This is a genomic window from Streptomyces graminofaciens (assembly GCF_030294945.1).
Lineage (GTDB): Bacteria > Actinomycetota > Actinomycetes > Streptomycetales > Streptomycetaceae > Streptomyces > Streptomyces graminofaciens.
Window position 1 is genome coordinate 1134034 of sequence record NZ_AP018448.1, and the last position, 14984, is coordinate 1149017.

General features: G+C 68.4%; 15 protein-coding genes and 1 pseudogene. 9 read left to right on the top strand and 7 right to left on the bottom strand.

The window, feature by feature from the left end:
• Positions 1–43 precede the first annotated feature (43 nt).
• A complete protein-coding gene (locus tag SGFS_RS04960; protein ID WP_286259800.1) occupies positions 44–499 on the bottom strand; it encodes a hypothetical protein in 456 nt (151 codons plus the stop codon).
• 724 nt (positions 500–1223) lie between these two features.
• On the opposite strand from SGFS_RS04960, the gene SGFS_RS04965 reads away from it, so the two are divergent.
• The gene (locus SGFS_RS04965) at positions 1224–1493 is read left to right on the top strand and encodes a hypothetical protein (RefSeq protein WP_286247908.1); all 270 of its coding nucleotides are present in this window, start codon (positions 1224–1226) and stop codon (positions 1491–1493) included.
• Positions 1494–1676: 183 nt separating this feature from the next.
• On the opposite strand, the gene SGFS_RS04970 is transcribed toward SGFS_RS04965, so the two are convergent.
• Positions 1677–2264: a TetR/AcrR family transcriptional regulator gene (locus SGFS_RS04970; RefSeq protein ID WP_286247910.1), complete on the bottom strand. Its 588-nt coding sequence runs from the start codon at positions 2262–2264 to the stop codon at positions 1677–1679.
• A gap of 166 nt (positions 2265–2430) precedes the next feature.
• On the opposite strand from SGFS_RS04970, the gene SGFS_RS04975 reads away from it, so the two are divergent.
• Positions 2431–3144, top strand: coding sequence for an SDR family oxidoreductase (locus tag SGFS_RS04975; protein WP_286247912.1), 714 nt, complete (start codon positions 2431–2433; stop codon positions 3142–3144).
• Between the two features lie 248 nt (positions 3145–3392).
• On the opposite strand, the gene SGFS_RS04980 is transcribed toward SGFS_RS04975, so the two are convergent.
• From SGFS_RS04980 to SGFS_RS04995, 4 genes are all read right to left on the bottom strand, one after another.
• Complete coding sequence (locus SGFS_RS04980; protein WP_286247913.1) at positions 3393–4226, bottom strand: enoyl-CoA hydratase/isomerase family protein; 834 nt, start codon at positions 4224–4226, stop codon at positions 3393–3395.
• Positions 4227–4343: 117 nt separating this feature from the next.
• Positions 4344–5150 (bottom strand): strictosidine synthase, encoded by an 807-nt coding sequence (locus SGFS_RS04985; protein WP_286247915.1) that lies wholly within the window; start codon positions 5148–5150, stop codon positions 4344–4346.
• A gap of 31 nt (positions 5151–5181) precedes the next feature.
• The gene (locus tag SGFS_RS04990) at positions 5182–6048 is read right to left on the bottom strand and encodes an alpha/beta fold hydrolase (RefSeq protein WP_286247916.1); all 867 of its coding nucleotides are present in this window, start codon (positions 6046–6048) and stop codon (positions 5182–5184) included.
• 66 nt (positions 6049–6114) lie between these two features.
• Positions 6115–7110 carry an NADP-dependent oxidoreductase gene (locus SGFS_RS04995; RefSeq protein WP_286247918.1) on the bottom strand — a complete coding sequence of 332 codons (996 nt, stop codon included), beginning with the start codon at positions 7108–7110 and terminating at the stop codon, positions 6115–6117.
• A gap of 158 nt (positions 7111–7268) precedes the next feature.
• Between SGFS_RS04995 and SGFS_RS05000 the strand changes: the two genes are divergently transcribed.
• From SGFS_RS05000 to SGFS_RS05020, 5 genes and pseudogenes are all read left to right on the top strand, one after another.
• Entirely contained in the window at positions 7269–7892 is a 624-nt protein-coding gene (locus SGFS_RS05000) for a TetR/AcrR family transcriptional regulator (RefSeq protein WP_286247920.1), read from the top strand.
• A gap of 250 nt (positions 7893–8142) precedes the next feature.
• A complete protein-coding gene (locus SGFS_RS05005) occupies positions 8143–9054 on the top strand; it encodes an alpha/beta hydrolase (protein WP_286247921.1) in 912 nt (303 codons plus the stop codon).
• 183 nt (positions 9055–9237) lie between these two features.
• On the top strand, positions 9238–11127 hold the full coding sequence (locus tag SGFS_RS05010; RefSeq protein WP_286247923.1) for a propionyl-CoA synthetase: 1890 nt from the start codon (positions 9238–9240) through the stop codon (positions 11125–11127).
• 55 nt (positions 11128–11182) lie between these two features.
• A pseudogene (locus SGFS_RS05015) lies at positions 11183–11572 on the top strand (ATP-binding protein); the annotation flags it as partial.
• Positions 11573–11857: 285 nt separating this feature from the next.
• Positions 11858–12925: an alkene reductase gene (locus SGFS_RS05020; protein ID WP_286247924.1), complete on the top strand. Its 1068-nt coding sequence runs from the start codon at positions 11858–11860 to the stop codon at positions 12923–12925.
• Positions 12926–13126: 201 nt separating this feature from the next.
• On the opposite strand, the gene SGFS_RS05025 is transcribed toward SGFS_RS05020, so the two are convergent.
• Entirely contained in the window at positions 13127–13627 is a 501-nt protein-coding gene (locus SGFS_RS05025; protein ID WP_286247926.1) for a PaaI family thioesterase, read from the bottom strand.
• A gap of 92 nt (positions 13628–13719) precedes the next feature.
• On the opposite strand from SGFS_RS05025, the gene SGFS_RS05030 reads away from it, so the two are divergent.
• Both SGFS_RS05030 and SGFS_RS05035 read left to right on the top strand, forming a co-directional pair.
• The gene (locus SGFS_RS05030) at positions 13720–14187 is read left to right on the top strand and encodes a winged helix-turn-helix transcriptional regulator (protein WP_286247927.1); all 468 of its coding nucleotides are present in this window, start codon (positions 13720–13722) and stop codon (positions 14185–14187) included.
• A 118-nt stretch (positions 14188–14305) separates the two neighbouring features.
• Positions 14306–14878 (top strand): TetR/AcrR family transcriptional regulator, encoded by a 573-nt coding sequence (locus SGFS_RS05035; RefSeq protein ID WP_286247929.1) that lies wholly within the window; start codon positions 14306–14308, stop codon positions 14876–14878.
• Positions 14879–14984: the final 106 nt, after the last annotated feature.

Here is a 14984-nt window from a genome sequence, read left to right on the forward strand (position 1 = left end):
CAACTGCCGCCGGGGTCCCGCCCGTTAGGGCCTGCCCGCGCAGTTACGAGCGTACGGTGAACCGCCCGTCGGGCCGCTTGTGCAGCCAGCCGCGGTCGGCGAGCTTGGTCATCTTCGTACGCAAAGGCTCCAGCTTGCCGCACACCGAGGCATCCAGGCCCAGCCACTCACCGACCGCCCTGACCTGCACCGGCCCGTCGGCCTCCCGCACGATCGCCAGGATCTTGCGGTAGTCGCCGGGCAGCGCGCCCTCGTCGGCCGCGTCGCTGCGGTGCGGGATGAGCAGGACCGCCCGCCCGGCCACCTTCACCGGTACCGGAGCGACAGAATCGGCCGCCTCGGCGTCGGCGTGGGCCTGCTCGGCCAGGCGGTTCAACACCCGCTCGGCGATCGCCAGTTCGTCCCGCTCGACCTCGACCTCCTGAAGCTGCTTGGTCAACTGCTCGGCGAGGGCGTCCAGTTCGCTCCGGTGGGCGGTGATCCACTGCCGCTCCTGCATCCCCGCACCCTCCCGCGTTCTCATGGCGTGCCGACCTGCCGACGGATCGTAGGCGGGGGGGGGCGGAGGCAGGCGCAGCCGAACCCGGCATCCCGCCAGAACCGGACCGGCCCGATGCTCTACGCCGTGGTCATCGGCCGCCGACCGGCGCGATCACCCCACTCGTCACTCACACCAGAGCCGCGACCTGCGACTTCACGATGCACACCACTCAGTGGGTGGAGTGGCGCGGCGGCCACGCCCACGAGTTCCACGCCGCATGACGTCCGGGCGGCAGCAGCGGCCGGGCAGGGTGGTCCTGCCTGGCCGCGCTGGCTACTCCCAGGGCCGTGGCAGCGCGTTCCACAGGGCTCGGAGCCAGTCGGGCGGGTGATGGCGGGTGGTGTGGTCCAGGCGGTGGCGGCTCGGGGGTGTTGTAGCAGGCGCTGGTGGGTGTGGTGTGCGGCGGCGAGTTCGGACACGCCTTGGGTGTGGACGGTGGAGGTGAGTCGTAGGTCGGGAGTGGCTTGTTGGTGGCGCGGGCACATCAGCCGGTGCAGTGACGAGTCGAGCCACGCGGAGTCGATGGCGCCGTTCCGGGGACCTTGACCTACTTCTGGCGTCGTTCGACACGGCCCACGGCGATCACGCCACCGCACGCGGCGCTCTCGTCGACTTCTACCTGTCGGCCGAGCACCGTGAACAGCCCGGCACCGGTTGCCCCACCGCCGGATTCGCAGGGGACATGGCTCGCGAGGCCACAGCCGGGGAGGTACGCGAAACGTACGCGGCCGGAGTCCAGGAATTCGCCGCGTGGATGTCCACCGACGTCGACGACGGCCTTCCCGTGGTGGCCACCCTGGTCGGCGCGATTCTGCTCGCCCGCGCCACGGCGGGCACAGAACTGTCGGAGAAGATCCTGGAATCGACCCACAAAGCCCTGACCGCACCACACGGGCCCCGACCCGGACTCCCGGGGACAGGGGCTGTGGGAGTGGGACCCGACGCCACGTAGGTGGGCAATCTCCGGAATCCCAGCAGCACGCGGTGACGGTAGCCCTCCGGCCGCCCGCCCCACCCCTCCGGCCATGTCGGAATAGGGCAGTAACGGCCGGATGACCTGCCATTTAGCGATTCGGGCCATGCCGCAGCCGGGGACTGCCCGGATGGTCACCTGGGCCTGAGGCCGGGCAGCGCTTCAGCGAGGCAGCAGGACCTCAACCTGCCCCCGGATGTCCTGCACGATCTCCTCGACGCTCAAGGCGATGTTCACGCTCACCGCCATGCTGAGGAACATCACGGCGGACACGATGTGCGCCAGCGTCGCGGCGTCGCCCTGTGTGACCCGCTCGTCTCGGCGCAGCACGGCGGCGACGGCCTCCTCGGTCTGCGCGACGATGGCGAGTGCCGCGCCGTGCCGGGGCTCCTCGGGGTCGCCGAAGACCATCTCTCGCAGGTAGGTGCGTCCGTTGTCGATCTGGATGCGGTTGCACTCGACGATCGGCCGGACGATCGCCATCACCGCGTCCAGCACGTCTGGGACGGTCTCGGCGTTCGCCCGGCCCTGCTCAAGTGCTTCGACGTACTTGGCGTTCTGGACAAGGAGGAGGAGTTCGCCCTTGGTCTTGGCATAAAGGAACAGGGTCCCGGTGCCGATGTCGGCCTTGTCAGCGATCTGCTGGGTCGTGACCTCATCTACGCCGTGTGCGGCGAACAGTTCACTGGCGGCAGCGACGATGCGATCGAGTTTTTCTTGCTTTTTCCGCTCGCGCCGTCCGAGAGGCATGGCGGTGTCCTCCAGGAATAGTTTCTGACTGAAATCAGTTATGATTGTACTCAATATCGTGTGGGCTCGAATGTGGCTCCGCTCATTCTCCCATCGCGGGGCGACGTTCGTTGCTCCATCCGTGCACCGTCACGCACTTCACATCCCCCTCGGAAAGAAGGAACCCATGCCCTCCCTCGATGGAGCAGTCGTCCTCGTCACCGGCGCCAATGGCGGTATCGGCACCCACTTCGTCCACGACGCCCTGGCTCGCGGCGCCGTCAAGGTCTACGCCACCGCCCGCTCCCCCCGCGCCTGGGACGATGACCGCATCGTCCCCCTGCCCCTTGACGTCACCGACCGCACGTCGATCGACGCGGCCGTGGCCGCCGCGGCGGATATCACCGTGCTCGTCAACAACGCGGGCGCCACCCCGCCGAGCGCGAGCCTGCTGGACGTCACCGAGGCGGACATCCGGGCGAACATGGAGACGAACTTCTTCGGACCGGTCTTCCTCGCCCGCGCCTTCGCACCGATCCTCGCCGCCAAGAAGGGGTCCGTCCTCATCGACGTGCACTCCGTTGCCAGCTGGTATGCCTTCGGCGGCGCCTACAGTGCGTCCAAGGCCGCACTGTGGTCGGCCACCAACTCGCTGCGCATCGAGTTCGCACCCATGGGCGTCCACGTGACGGGTGTGCACATGGGCTACGTCGACACCGATATGGCCGCGCACGCCGACGGACCCAAGATGCTGCCGACGCAGCTGGTGACGACGGTCTACGACGCCGTCGAGGCCGGAGAATACGAGGTCCTGGCCGACGACTTGACCAAGGGGGTCAAGGCGGCTCTGAGCGGCCCGGTCGAGGCGCTTTACCCGGACCTGCACAGCACGGACGCCTGAGCTTGATCTTCGGTCCCGACGTGATCTCTTCACGTCGGAACCCAGTGATCCATGTTCGAACAGTTGGACGGCCGGTGTCCAGAAGCGGTGCACCGTCGCGGCCGTCGAGCGGTGGATGACATCGGCGGTCGATCCGGCAGCAGCCCGATCCGACCACGGTGCCGAAGACGTCGGAAATCAGGTGGGCCCCGCGGCAAACGAGGACGGACGCGGCATCGGCCGCGTCCGTGCTCGTTTTCCGATGGGTGTCAGCGTTGCTGGTTGGCGATGCCGATGTAGTGCCCGAGACGGTACTCGAAGTCGATGCCGGCCTGTTCGACGACGGCCTGCGTGCCTGCGGCCCGGGTGAGGAAACCGGGGAGGGTGAGGGAGTGGGTGAACTCGCCGTACGCGGCGACCAGATCCGCGTCCGGGGGCAGGGATGCCCGGTTGATCTGGGCTTTGGCCGAGGCGAGTGAGGTGCGGTCGAAGGAGGCGAGTCGGGCGACGACGGTGCCGACGAAGGCGTCGAGTTCGCTGTCGGGGAGGGCGCGGGTGACCCAGCCCCAGCGTTCGGCGGTGTCGGCGTCGTAGTCGTCGCTGGTGAGGATGGCTTCCAGGGCGCGGTCGCGTCCGATGGCCCGCGGCAGGCGTTCGCTGCCACCACCGCCGGGCAGCAGTCCGCTACCGACCTCGGGCTGTCCGAAGATCGCCTTCTCACGACTGGCGTAGCGCAGATCGAGGGCGAGGGCGAGCTCGTTCCCGCCGCCGCGGGTGCGTCCACGGATGGCCGCGATCGTGATGTACGGCGCTTTGGAGAGTTCCAGGACCAGATTCGTCCATGCCGGCACCGCGTCCGGGTCCTCGGAGGCGGGGAAGTCGGCGGCGGCGGCCAGGTCGAAGTGGTTGTAGAAGAAGTCGGGGGTGGCGCTGTCGAACAGCACGACCTGGATGTCCGGGTCGGTGGCCAGTTCGGCGACGATCTCGATGAGGCGCAGGACTGTCTCGCCGGCGATGAGGTTGACGGGCGGGTTGGCGAAGGTGATCTTCGCGATCTGCGGTGAGGTGCGCTCGTAGTGGATGGTGCTCTGCTGCTCGCTCATGGTTGGCTCCGGATGCGTGAGGGGTATCAGACGGTGATTGGGGCGCGAGGAGGGGAAGGAAGCCGGGGCGGATGGACTTGCCGAGCAGATCCGGCGGTCCCGCCCCACCTGCACTGCTCACTCCTCGTAGTGCGGGAGGATGTCGCCGTTCTTGACGTAGGTGAGGGCGGCGGCGACGTCGTAGGCGTGGATCGCGGAGACCTGCGGTGCCAGCCGGTTGGACAGGTCCTCGATCGCGTTGCCGGTGAAGAAGGCGTCCCGTGCCGCGGTGTCGGTGAACCCGAGGCTGACCGAGGCGTGGAAGTGCTGGTCGTGGGGGTTGTCGTGGGCGACGTCCGGGGTGTCCCAGAGCTTTTTCGTCCAGGGCAGGAACGTCTGCGTGCGCAGTTCCTTCAGCACTCCGGTGCCGGCGAGCGCGGGGGCGAGCTGCTCGTTGACGAACTTCCGGAAGGCGCCGGCGCCGACCCCGTCTCTGCGGCGCAGGTAGATCAGAGCGCGGGCACCGACCGTCTGTCCGGGGCCTGCGACGTCGTACCAGCGGGATGAGTTCGGCGGGCCGGCGTAGAGCAGGGTGCGGCGGAACACGTTGATCTCGTCGGCGTAGGCGAGCTTCGTCTGCTTGCGCCCTTTCAGGGGTGCAAGCGCCGATTGGAAGGTGACTTCCGCGACGCCGTCGATCTTCCGGTCGGCGGGGATCGCGGTCTGGACCCCGTCGATGGCCGGCCACAGGCCCGTGTTGTGCTCGGCGAGGTGGATCTGCCGGTACTCCTCCAGGCCCGGGGTGGCGGAGATGATCCCAGAGTGCGGGCCCTTCCAGTGGTCCATGCCGGTCTGGCGGGGCTGGTCGGTGCGCACCCACAGCAGGATCGAGGAGGTGAGAGGCTTCTTCACTTCCAGGGGCGCGGCGACCGGTGACGTGCTCATGATGTTGCCCTTTTTCCTGGTCAGATGGCGGTCATCGGGCCAGGAACTCGACCGCTACGGGGGCGAACTCCTGGTGGTACTGGAAGATGCCGCCGTGCCCGGAGTCGGGGTAGATGATCAGCTCGCTGCCCTTGATGCGCCGGTGCAGGTCCTCCGACAGGACCGACGGCACCATGCGGTCGTTGTCGCCGTTGGCGATCAGGGTGGGCTGCGTGATCGACGACAGGTCGTCAGGGGCGGAGCGCCCCCACTTCTTGATCGCCTTCAGCTGCGTCTGGAACGCCTTGGTCTTGATGTCCGCGTCGCGGTCGACGGTGCGCTCCTTGAGCCGGTTGACGAACGCGCGTGCGGCGGGCTTGCCGGTGGCATTGCGGTTGAAGAACAGGAACTCCTTGGGGTCCGAACGGGTCAACGTGGCACGCAGGATGTCCCAGTAGGTGACTCTGGCGACCTTGTCCATGTCCTTGCCGCCCTTGGGCCCGGTGCCGGTGAGGACCAGCTTGCGGACGAGCTCGGGGTGCTTCACCACCAGGGCCTGAGCGACCATGCCGCCGAGGGAGAAGGAGAAGACGTCGATCTTGTCGTACCCGAGCGCCTTGATGAAGGTGTAGGCGTCCTCGGCCATCGCCTCGACACTGTCCGGCACCTGACCGGTGGATGCCCCGACACCGCGGTTGTCGAAGGCGATGACGTGACGGCCCTTCGCGATGGGATCGATGATGCGGGGGTCCCAGTTGTCCAGGGTCGCGGCGAGGTGAACGAAGAAGACGACGGGGATGCCGCCCTTCGGTCCCAGCTCGCGGTAGGCGTAGGTGACGCCGTCGGCGCTGACGGTGCGGGCCGGGGCCTTCGCGTAGGAGGTGATGACGGCTTCGTTCGGGGTGTCGGTGCTGCTCATGACGGATTCTCCTTGCGTGTTCTGTGTCGCTGTGTGTTTCGTGTCGCCCGTCGCGGTTGCGGCGGGTCAGCTGTTGCCGATGACGGCCTTGCCGCGGATGCCGCCCTGGGACAGGGACTGCAGCGCCTGGGGGGTCTGGTCGAAGGGGAACACCTTTCCCACGACCGGGCGCACCGCGCCCTGGTCGATGAGGGTGGTTATCTGGCGGAGCTGGTCGCCGCTGGCGCGCATGAACAGGAACTCGTACGTCACGCCGAGCTTCTTGGCCTGCCTGCGGATCTTGCCGCTCAGGCCTGCGACCGCCAGGCGCATCAGCGGGTTCAGGCCGGCCTCGCGGGCGAACGCGGGGTCCGGGGGACCGGTGATCCCGATGGCTTTGCCGCCGGGCTTGAGCACCCGCAGGGACTTCTCGAGGGTCTCCCCGCCGATGCTGTCCAGCACCAGGTCGTAGCCGGTCAGGAGCTGTTCGAAGTCCTGGGTGCGGTAGTCGATCACCGTGTCCGCGCCGAGCGCGCGCACGAAGTCCGCGTTGGAACCGCCGGCGGTCGTGGCGACGCTCGCGCCGAGGTGCGCGGCGAGCTGGATCGCGATCGAACCGACCCCGCCGGCCCCGGCGTGGATGAGGACCTTCTGCCCGGGCCGCACCTTCCCGCGCTCCACCAGCGCCTGCCATGCCGTGAGCGCCGCCAGCGGCAGCGAGCCGGCCTCTTCCATGCTGATGGAAGCGGGCTTGAGCGCCAGGTCGCCCTCCGCGACGGCGATGCGCTCGGCGAACGTGCCGATGCGGTTCTGGTGGGGCCGGGCGTAGACCTCGTCTCCGGGCTTGAAGCCGCGAACCGCTGTTCCGACGCCGATGACGGTGCCCGCTACGTCGTTGCCCAGGATCAGCGGGAGCTTGTAGGGCAGGATCTGCTTGAACTCACCGGTGCGGATCTTCTCATCCAGCGGGTTCAGTCCGGCGGCCTCCACCCGGACGAGCACGTCGTGCTCCCCCACGGTGGGTTCGGGGACGTCCGCCTCCTGCAGCGGCTCCTTGTACTTGGTGACGACGAACGCTCTCATGGGGCGCCGCTCCTAATTCTTGTCCTATTTATCCAGGTCTGAGACTGGATCGGCAAACCCGGCGCGACATCCGGGGACCTCACAACCTCGCCCCACACGGCTAATCCGAGTACACTCAACTATGAGTCCACTCAGAATTATTGTCAAGGGGGGTCCCCATGGGAAGCGGTCACATGCCGATCGGGCGCCGCGAGAGGGCCAAACAGGACAAGCGCGAGCGCATCATGACCGCCGCCCGCGAGCTGTTCGTCGAACACGGCGTCGACAGGGTCACGACGCAGCAGGTCGCCCGCCGGGCCGATGTCGCAATCGGGACGCTCTACCTGTACGCGTCCACGAAGGCCGAGTTGCTGATCATGGTGCAGAACGAGAAGTTCGCCGCCGCCGTCGATTCCGGCCTCGCCGCCGCGAACGCCGCCGTCGGACAGGGCGCGCTGGAGCCGGTCATCGCTCTCATCCGCCCCGTGGTGGAGTGCGTGAGGGAGCACATCGAGAACGGCCGCGCATACCTGCGCGAACTCGTCTTCGGCGACCCGGCCGAGCCCTACCGGCAAGCGGGTCTGACCCTTGCCGGCCGCCTCGAGGACGGCATCACCGGCCTGCTCACCCGCGACGAGGACATCGGCGCCGCCGACGCGGCAACGCTGGCGCGGGTGATCACCGCGATCATCCACATCAGCACCACCGCCACCGTGTGCCGGCACCGCAGCGACGAAGCCGTGCTCGCCGACATCCGCGACCAGATCCACGCCACCCTGGCGCCGCACATCCGCGCCGCATGACCGCTCGCTCCAGCGAGGATCCTGACGGGAGAGACAGTCGGACCTCAGACCGCTGATCCGCAACGGTAGTTCTGGAGCGTTGATCACTCTAGGTCGCCCGCACAGCGCCGCCGCGCCCCCACAGCCAGAGGTGTTCCCGACCCCCTCTGGGTTTACTTTTCTATACTCAGCCAGTAGCGTCACGACCAGCACATCAACCTGGCTGCACGCGGGACGTGGGCGTGGCAGCAACCTGCGAAGGAGCACCACCATGGGAGCAAGCCCAGAGGCACAGCAGTTCGCCCAGTTCCTCGAGAGCGTGAGCGCGAAGTCCTCGACGCCGGGCCTCGACCTGGCCATCGTCCGCGACATCGTCGACTCGAACCACAAGGCGTCGACAGAGCCAGAAGGCGTCACGTACGCCGAGGTGGACGCGGGCGGCGTCCCCGCCCTCTGGGCCATCCCCGAGGGAGCCGATCCCGACCGGGCTCTGCTCCACTTCCACTTCGGCGGGTCGGTCACCGCCTCGATGCACTCGGACCGCAAGGCTGCGGGCCATATCGCGAAGGCGGCGGGAGCCCGCTCTCTCGTCGTGGACTTCCGCCTGGCGCCCGAACACCCTTACCCGGCGCAGCTCGACGACGCCGAGACGGCGTACCGGTGGCTGCTCTCGCAGGGCTACGAGCCGCGGAACATCGGCAGCACGGGCCATTCGATCGGCGGCACCCTCGCGGTGATGCTCCCGCTGCGCCTGCTCGCGCAGGGGGAGGCGACCCCGGGCGCGATCGTCAGCGTCTCGCCGTGGACCGACCTCACCATCCAGAACGCGTCGGTGGACGAGAACGAGGACAACGACAAGATGCTCAGCAGGAACACTCTTGAGCTCTTCCGCGGAGCCTGGCTCCAGGAGCCCGGAGTGGACTTCGCCGATCCGAAGATCAGCCTCGTGAACGCCGATCTGACCGGCCTGCCTCCCACGATCGTCCTCTACGGCGAGTACGAGACCCTCGCCGACGACGGCGCCCAACTGGGCCGTCGCCTCGAGGACTTCAAGGTCACCTCCGAGGTCCACCCGCTGCCCGAGGGACAGCACTCGTTCGTCCTGGGCGCGGGGCGCGTACCCGAGGTGGACGAGGCGATCCAGCAGATGGGTCAGTGGCTCCGCAAGCACCTCGGCGCGTGAGCTGAAGCCACACCGGGCGGAGCGGCCTTTCGGCCGGACCGCCGCACCACCGCGATGCCGGTGACCGGTCCGCCTGTCGCCGGCATCCTGCTCGACCATGTGGGCCGGCATGCGGTACTTGTGTCCGACACGGTTCCGCACACAGCCACACCACCGTCCCTTGATGCCACAAAGGAGTGCGCGATGGGAACGTACGAGGATGTCTTCCGCGCCAGTACCGAGGACCCGGAGAGCTTCTGGCTGAAGGCGGCGGAGGGCATCGACTGGGATGTCACCCCACGACGCGCCCTGGACTCCTCGGGTGCCCCCTTCCACCGCTGGTTTCCCGACGGTCGGCTCAACGTCTGTTTCAACGCGGTCGACCGGCACGTCGAGGCCGGCCGCGGTGAACAGGCTGCGCTCATCTATGACTCGCCCGTGACCGACACCCGGCGCACCTACACCTATGTGCAGCTGAGGGACGAGGTGGCGGCTTTCGCGGGAGCACTCGGGCGGCTCGGTGTCGGGCACGGCGACCGTGTGGTGATCTACATGCCGATGGTCCCCGAGGCCGTTGTCGCGATGCTGGCCTGCGCACGTATCGGCGCGGTGCACTCGGTCGTCTTCGGCGGGTTCGCCCCGCGCGAACTCGCGCTGCGCATCGATGACGCGGCCCCCAAGGTGGTCGTCTCCGCCTCCTGCGGCATCGAGGGCAAGCGTGTCATCGCGTACAAGCCCCTGCTCGACGAGGCGATCGAGCTCGCGGCCCACAAGCCGGAGAAGAGCGTGATCCTGCAACGCCCGCAGGAGACGGCCGAGTTGGGGCCTCACGATCTCGACTGGGCCGACCTGGTGGCTGCCGCGCCGCCGGCCGACTGTGTTCCCGTCCCCGCAACCGACCCCCTCTACATCCTCTACACCTCCGGAACCACCGGAAAGCCCAAGGGAGTCGTGCGTGACTGCGGCGGCTACGCGGTCGCCCTCCACTGGTCGATGGGGGCCGTCTACGACGTGGGCCCGGGCGAGACGATGTTCACCGGCTCCGATGTCGGCTGGGTCGTCGGGCACTCGTACATCGTCTACGCGCCCTTGCTGGTCGGTGCGACGACGGTGCTGTACGAGGGCAAGCCGGTGGGCACCCCGGACGCGGGCCAGTTCTGGCGCGTTGCCGCCGAGTACGGGGTCAGGACCATGTTCACGGCACCCACCGCGTTCCGGGCGATCAGGAAGGAGGACCCGCAGGGAACGCTCACCGCGGGCTACGACCTGACCGGCCTGCGCCACCTCTTCCTCGCCGGCGAGCGCCTCGATCCCGAGACCTACCACTGGGCGAGCGATCTGCTGGGCATCCCGGTGATCGACCACTGGTGGCAGACCGAGACCGGCTGGCCCATCGTCGCCAACCCGGTGGGCATCGAGGCGGCTCCCCTCAAGCCCGGGTCTCCCACCCGCCCGCTGCCGGGATGGGACGTCCGGGTCCTCGACGCTTCGGGCGAGCCGGTGCCCGCAGGCGTCGACGGCGCGATCGTCGTGCGGCTCCCGCTGCCGCCCGGCGCGCTGCCCACGCTCTGGCAGGACGACGACCGGTACGTCGCCTCCTACCTCTCCGCCTACACCGGCTACTACCTGACCGGCGACAGCGGTCACATCGACGACGACGGCTACGTCTTCGTCATGGGCCGCACCGATGACGTCATCAACGTCGCCGGACACCGCCTGTCCACCGGCAGCATGGAAGAGGCCCTGGCCGCCCATCCCGACGTCGCCGAATGCGCCGTCATCGGCGTCGCCGACGCCCTGAAGGGGCAGGTACCGCGCGGCTTCGTCGTCCTGAAAGCCGACGTCGACCGCGAACCGGGCGAGGTCGAGGCCGAACTCGTCCAGCTCGTGCGCGAGCGCATCGGCGCCGTCGCCTCCCTCAAGGACGTCGCGGTAGTAGCCGCCCTGCCCAAGACCCGCTCGGGAAAGATCCTCCGCAAGACGATGCGCGGCATCGCCGACGGCCGCGACGAACCCATCCCCTCCACAGTGGACGACCCCGGTGTCATCGAGGCCCTGCGCCCTGTTCTCCGCCGCGCCGGTCACACCCCGTGATCGACTGTCGCCTTCCCCGGCTGACGGTGGGCGGGCGCGCCCGGCGGACTGCCCCACCGGAGCCTTTGACGCCGATCATGTCGCGACCTGGGGTCTCCCCAGCGACCCGGCAGTCGTCTCCACGGCCCGCGTCCAGGCATCCGATCAACTGACCGCCTGAGGGCTGGAAGAACTGGCCTTCACCACCGAACTCGTGGTCAGCGAACTGGTGGTCAGCGAACTGGTGACGACCGCCATCCGCTACGGCAAGAGCCCCATCAAACTGCGGATGATCCTTCAGTCCGCCCTGACGTGCGAAGTCTCCGACACCAGCAGCACCGCCCCGCACCTGCGCCGTGCCCGGGTCTTCGACGAGGGCGGCCGCGGCCTGCTCCTCGTCGCCCACCCCACCGAACACTGGGGCACACGGCACAACCGCGAGGGCAAGGCCATCTGGGGGAGCAGGCGATTCCAGCTTCCGTTGCAGAACTCCCATCCGCTCTGGCGTGAGGTTCTTGCGCGAGCTGCGCCGCGCGACTTCGTGCCCCATGCCGGGACCCACTTGCCACAGCCCACCCGACCGCATAGTATTATGATCGTAATTTGATAGGCCGACGCCGACTCCGACTCCGCCGGCGGGCGCAGGGCGGGTGCGTCTTCGGACCCGGAAGCAGAAGAGCCCGGTGTCCACGTCCGCGGTGTCCGCCCCCGCCCCTTTCGGAACCACCACCCATCACCTGAGGAATCACCCATGCTCAACGCCCTGTGGAACCCGACCGTCGTCGGAGAGATCGCCCTCCCGCACAGGCTGGCCATGGCCCCCCTAACCCGCAGCAGGGCCACCCCGGACGGCGTGCCGACCGAGCTGAACGCCGAGTACTACGCCCAGCGCGCCTCGCACGCGCTCATCATCACCGAGGGCACCCAGCCCTCCGCCGACGGCCAGGGCTACCCGGTGACCCCGGGTATCTACACCGAGGATCACATCGCCGGCTGGCGCAAGGTCACCGACGCCGTACACAAGGCCGACGGACGCATCGTCATCCAGCTGATGCACACCGGGCGCGTCTCCCACCCGGACAACACCCCCCACCACCGGCAGCCGGTGGCACCCTCCGCGATCAAGCCGGCCGGCCAGACGTTCACCCCGTCCGGGCTCCAGGAGATGCCGGAGCCGCGCGAACTGTCCACCGAGGAGGTCGCCGCGACGGTCGACGACTTCCGGCGCGCCGCCGCGGCCGCCATCGCGGCCGGCGCCGACGGCGTCGAGATCCACGGGGCCAACGGCTACCTGGTCAACCAGTTCCTCTTCCCCAGCACCAACCAGCGCACGGATCAGTACGGGGGCTCCCTCGACAACCGCATCCGTTTCGCGGTGGAGGTCGCCACGGCCGTGGCCGACGAGATCGGCGCCGGCCGCACCGGCATCCGGATCTCTCCCGGCAACCCCTTCCAGCTCAACGACCTCGCGGAGAGCGACCCGCACGAGCTCTACCCGCACCTCCTGCGCGCCCTCGCCCCCCTCAACCTCGCCTACCTGCACATCGGCCACGGCGGCGACGAGGAACTCCTCTTCACCCTCCGCAAGTTGTGGCCGACCACGCTGATCCTCAACCGGGCCGGTGCCGACATCGCCACCCGCGCCAAGGACGTCGAAGACGGTCTGGCCGACGTCGTCACCGTCGGCACCATGGCCCTCGCCAATCCCGACCTCGTCGAGCGCGTACGCTCCGGCGCCCCCCTGAACACCCCCGACCCCGCCACCTTCTACGGCGGCGGCGCGGCCGGCTACACCGACTACCCCACCCACGCCGCCTGACGAAGAGCAGCCCGGTGCCCGAGGAAACCACCACCTTCGGGCGCCTCGACACAGCTGCGGCGCACAGAGGCCGGCGACCCGAGGAGTTACGGGACGCGACCGACGTGCGCCGCAGCGGTTTCACCTCACACCCCGGCGTTCTGCGCCGCGATCGAGGGAGTCGGCGTCACGGCCCAGACCGATACCGGTCGCCGCCGAGGCTCACCCCTGCGAGGGAGGCACCGGGAAGAGCATGCAGCTACTGGTGGCATGGGCGAGCAGACGATCCGTGCCGTCGACCAACTGCGCCTGGGCCAGGGCGGTTTGACGGCTTTTGCTGACCACTGTGCCGATGGCGCGTACCGTACCCGTGTCCACGGTGATCCGTCGCAGGAACTTCACCGTGAGGTCGAGCGAGGTGTACGCAACACCCTGGGGAAGGGTCGACTGGACTGCGCAACCAGCCGCCGAGTCGAGCAGGGTGGCGAAGATGCCGCCGTGCACGCTGCCGATCGGGTTGTAGTGCTCCTCACCCGGCGTCAGGGAGAAGACCGCCCTACCGGGCTCCACCTCGCTCAGAGTGAAGTCGATGGAGTAATTGATGGGCGGCCCCGGCAGTCGCCCCGCCTGCAACTCACGCAGGAAGTCGATGCCGGCCATGCGTCCGGCGGCTTCCGCCAGGATCGCGGGATCTTCCCATTGATACGTACGCGTTCGTCCCACGACCGGGCACCTTCCGTCTGACTTTTGAAAACGAAGCTAGTTTCCCGCTCACCTGACTGTCAATGACGAAGCCAGACCCTTACGATGACGGGATGGAGTGGCTTGAGGCGAGCACGGAGAACTGCCCCGTCCAGCGCACGCTCGACGTTGTCGGAGAGAAATGGACGTTGCTGATCCTGCGTGACGCCGTCAACGGAGTCCGCCGCTTCGACGACTTCCACCGCCACATCGGCCTGTCGGAAGCCGTCCTCAGCGACCGCCTCCGGAAGCTGATCGCAGTCGGCATCCTGAAGACTGTCCCCTACCAGGAGCCGGGCAGCCGCTCCCGCAACGAGTACCGCCTGACCCGCAAGGGCTGGGATCTGTGGCCTGTCCTGATGGCGCTGAGCCAGTGGGGCGAGGCGTACGCCCTCGGCCCCGAGGGGCCCGTACTGGACATCCGTCACACCGACTGCGACGCCCCGGTCCGCGTCGTCGTCGAGTGTTCCGCGGAGCACTCCACCCTTACCGCCGCGGAAGTCACCGCCCGACTCGGACCCGGTGCCCGCATCCGGTCGTGAGCACGCCGGTCATGTGGACGCCGGACATGGGCACGACGGTCATGATATTACGCACGTCAGGCCATGGATTACCCTTGAGTGCGAAGCATCGGCCTTACGGAGCGAACGGAGGAAGCTCGTGGTGCGCTACGCCAAGGAGCACAAGCAGGTGACGCGGCGACGCATCATCGAGAAGGCCGGCCACCGGTTCAAGCAGGACGGCATCGACGGCTCGGGCATCTCCACGCTGATGGCGGACGCGGGGCTCACCAACGGAGCCTTCTACGCCCACTTCTCGTCCAAGGACGACCTCGTCGCCCATGTCGTGGCCGAGGAACTGCACACGCAGGTCGCGGGGTACAGCACCCTGCGACCCGGCCGCCCGGGACTCGAGGACCTCATTCGCGAGTACCTGTCCCCCGAGCACCGGGACAACCCCGGCCTCGGATGCCCCTCCGCCGCCCTTCTCGACGAGATCGGCCGCTGCGAGGACGGGACCAGGCAGGCCTACAGCGACGGCGCGCGGGCCATCCTGGAGGAGATCTCCGCCCGCCTGACACCCGAGGACCCGCGGTCCGCTCAGGCCAAGGCCATCGGGCTGTTCACCATGCTGGTGGGGACGATGCAGCTGTCCCGCGCCCTGTCCGACCGGAAGCGCGCCGATGAGGTCCTTGAGCTGGGGATCGAGAACGCTCTCGCGTTCATGGGGTGAGGCGGAAGGCGAGGTCGCGTCAGTGAACGGGTGTTTCGAGCCGCTCACCCAAAGGGCGCCACGACCCTGAGGCACCACCCTCGGCCCAGACTACGACCGCACGCAC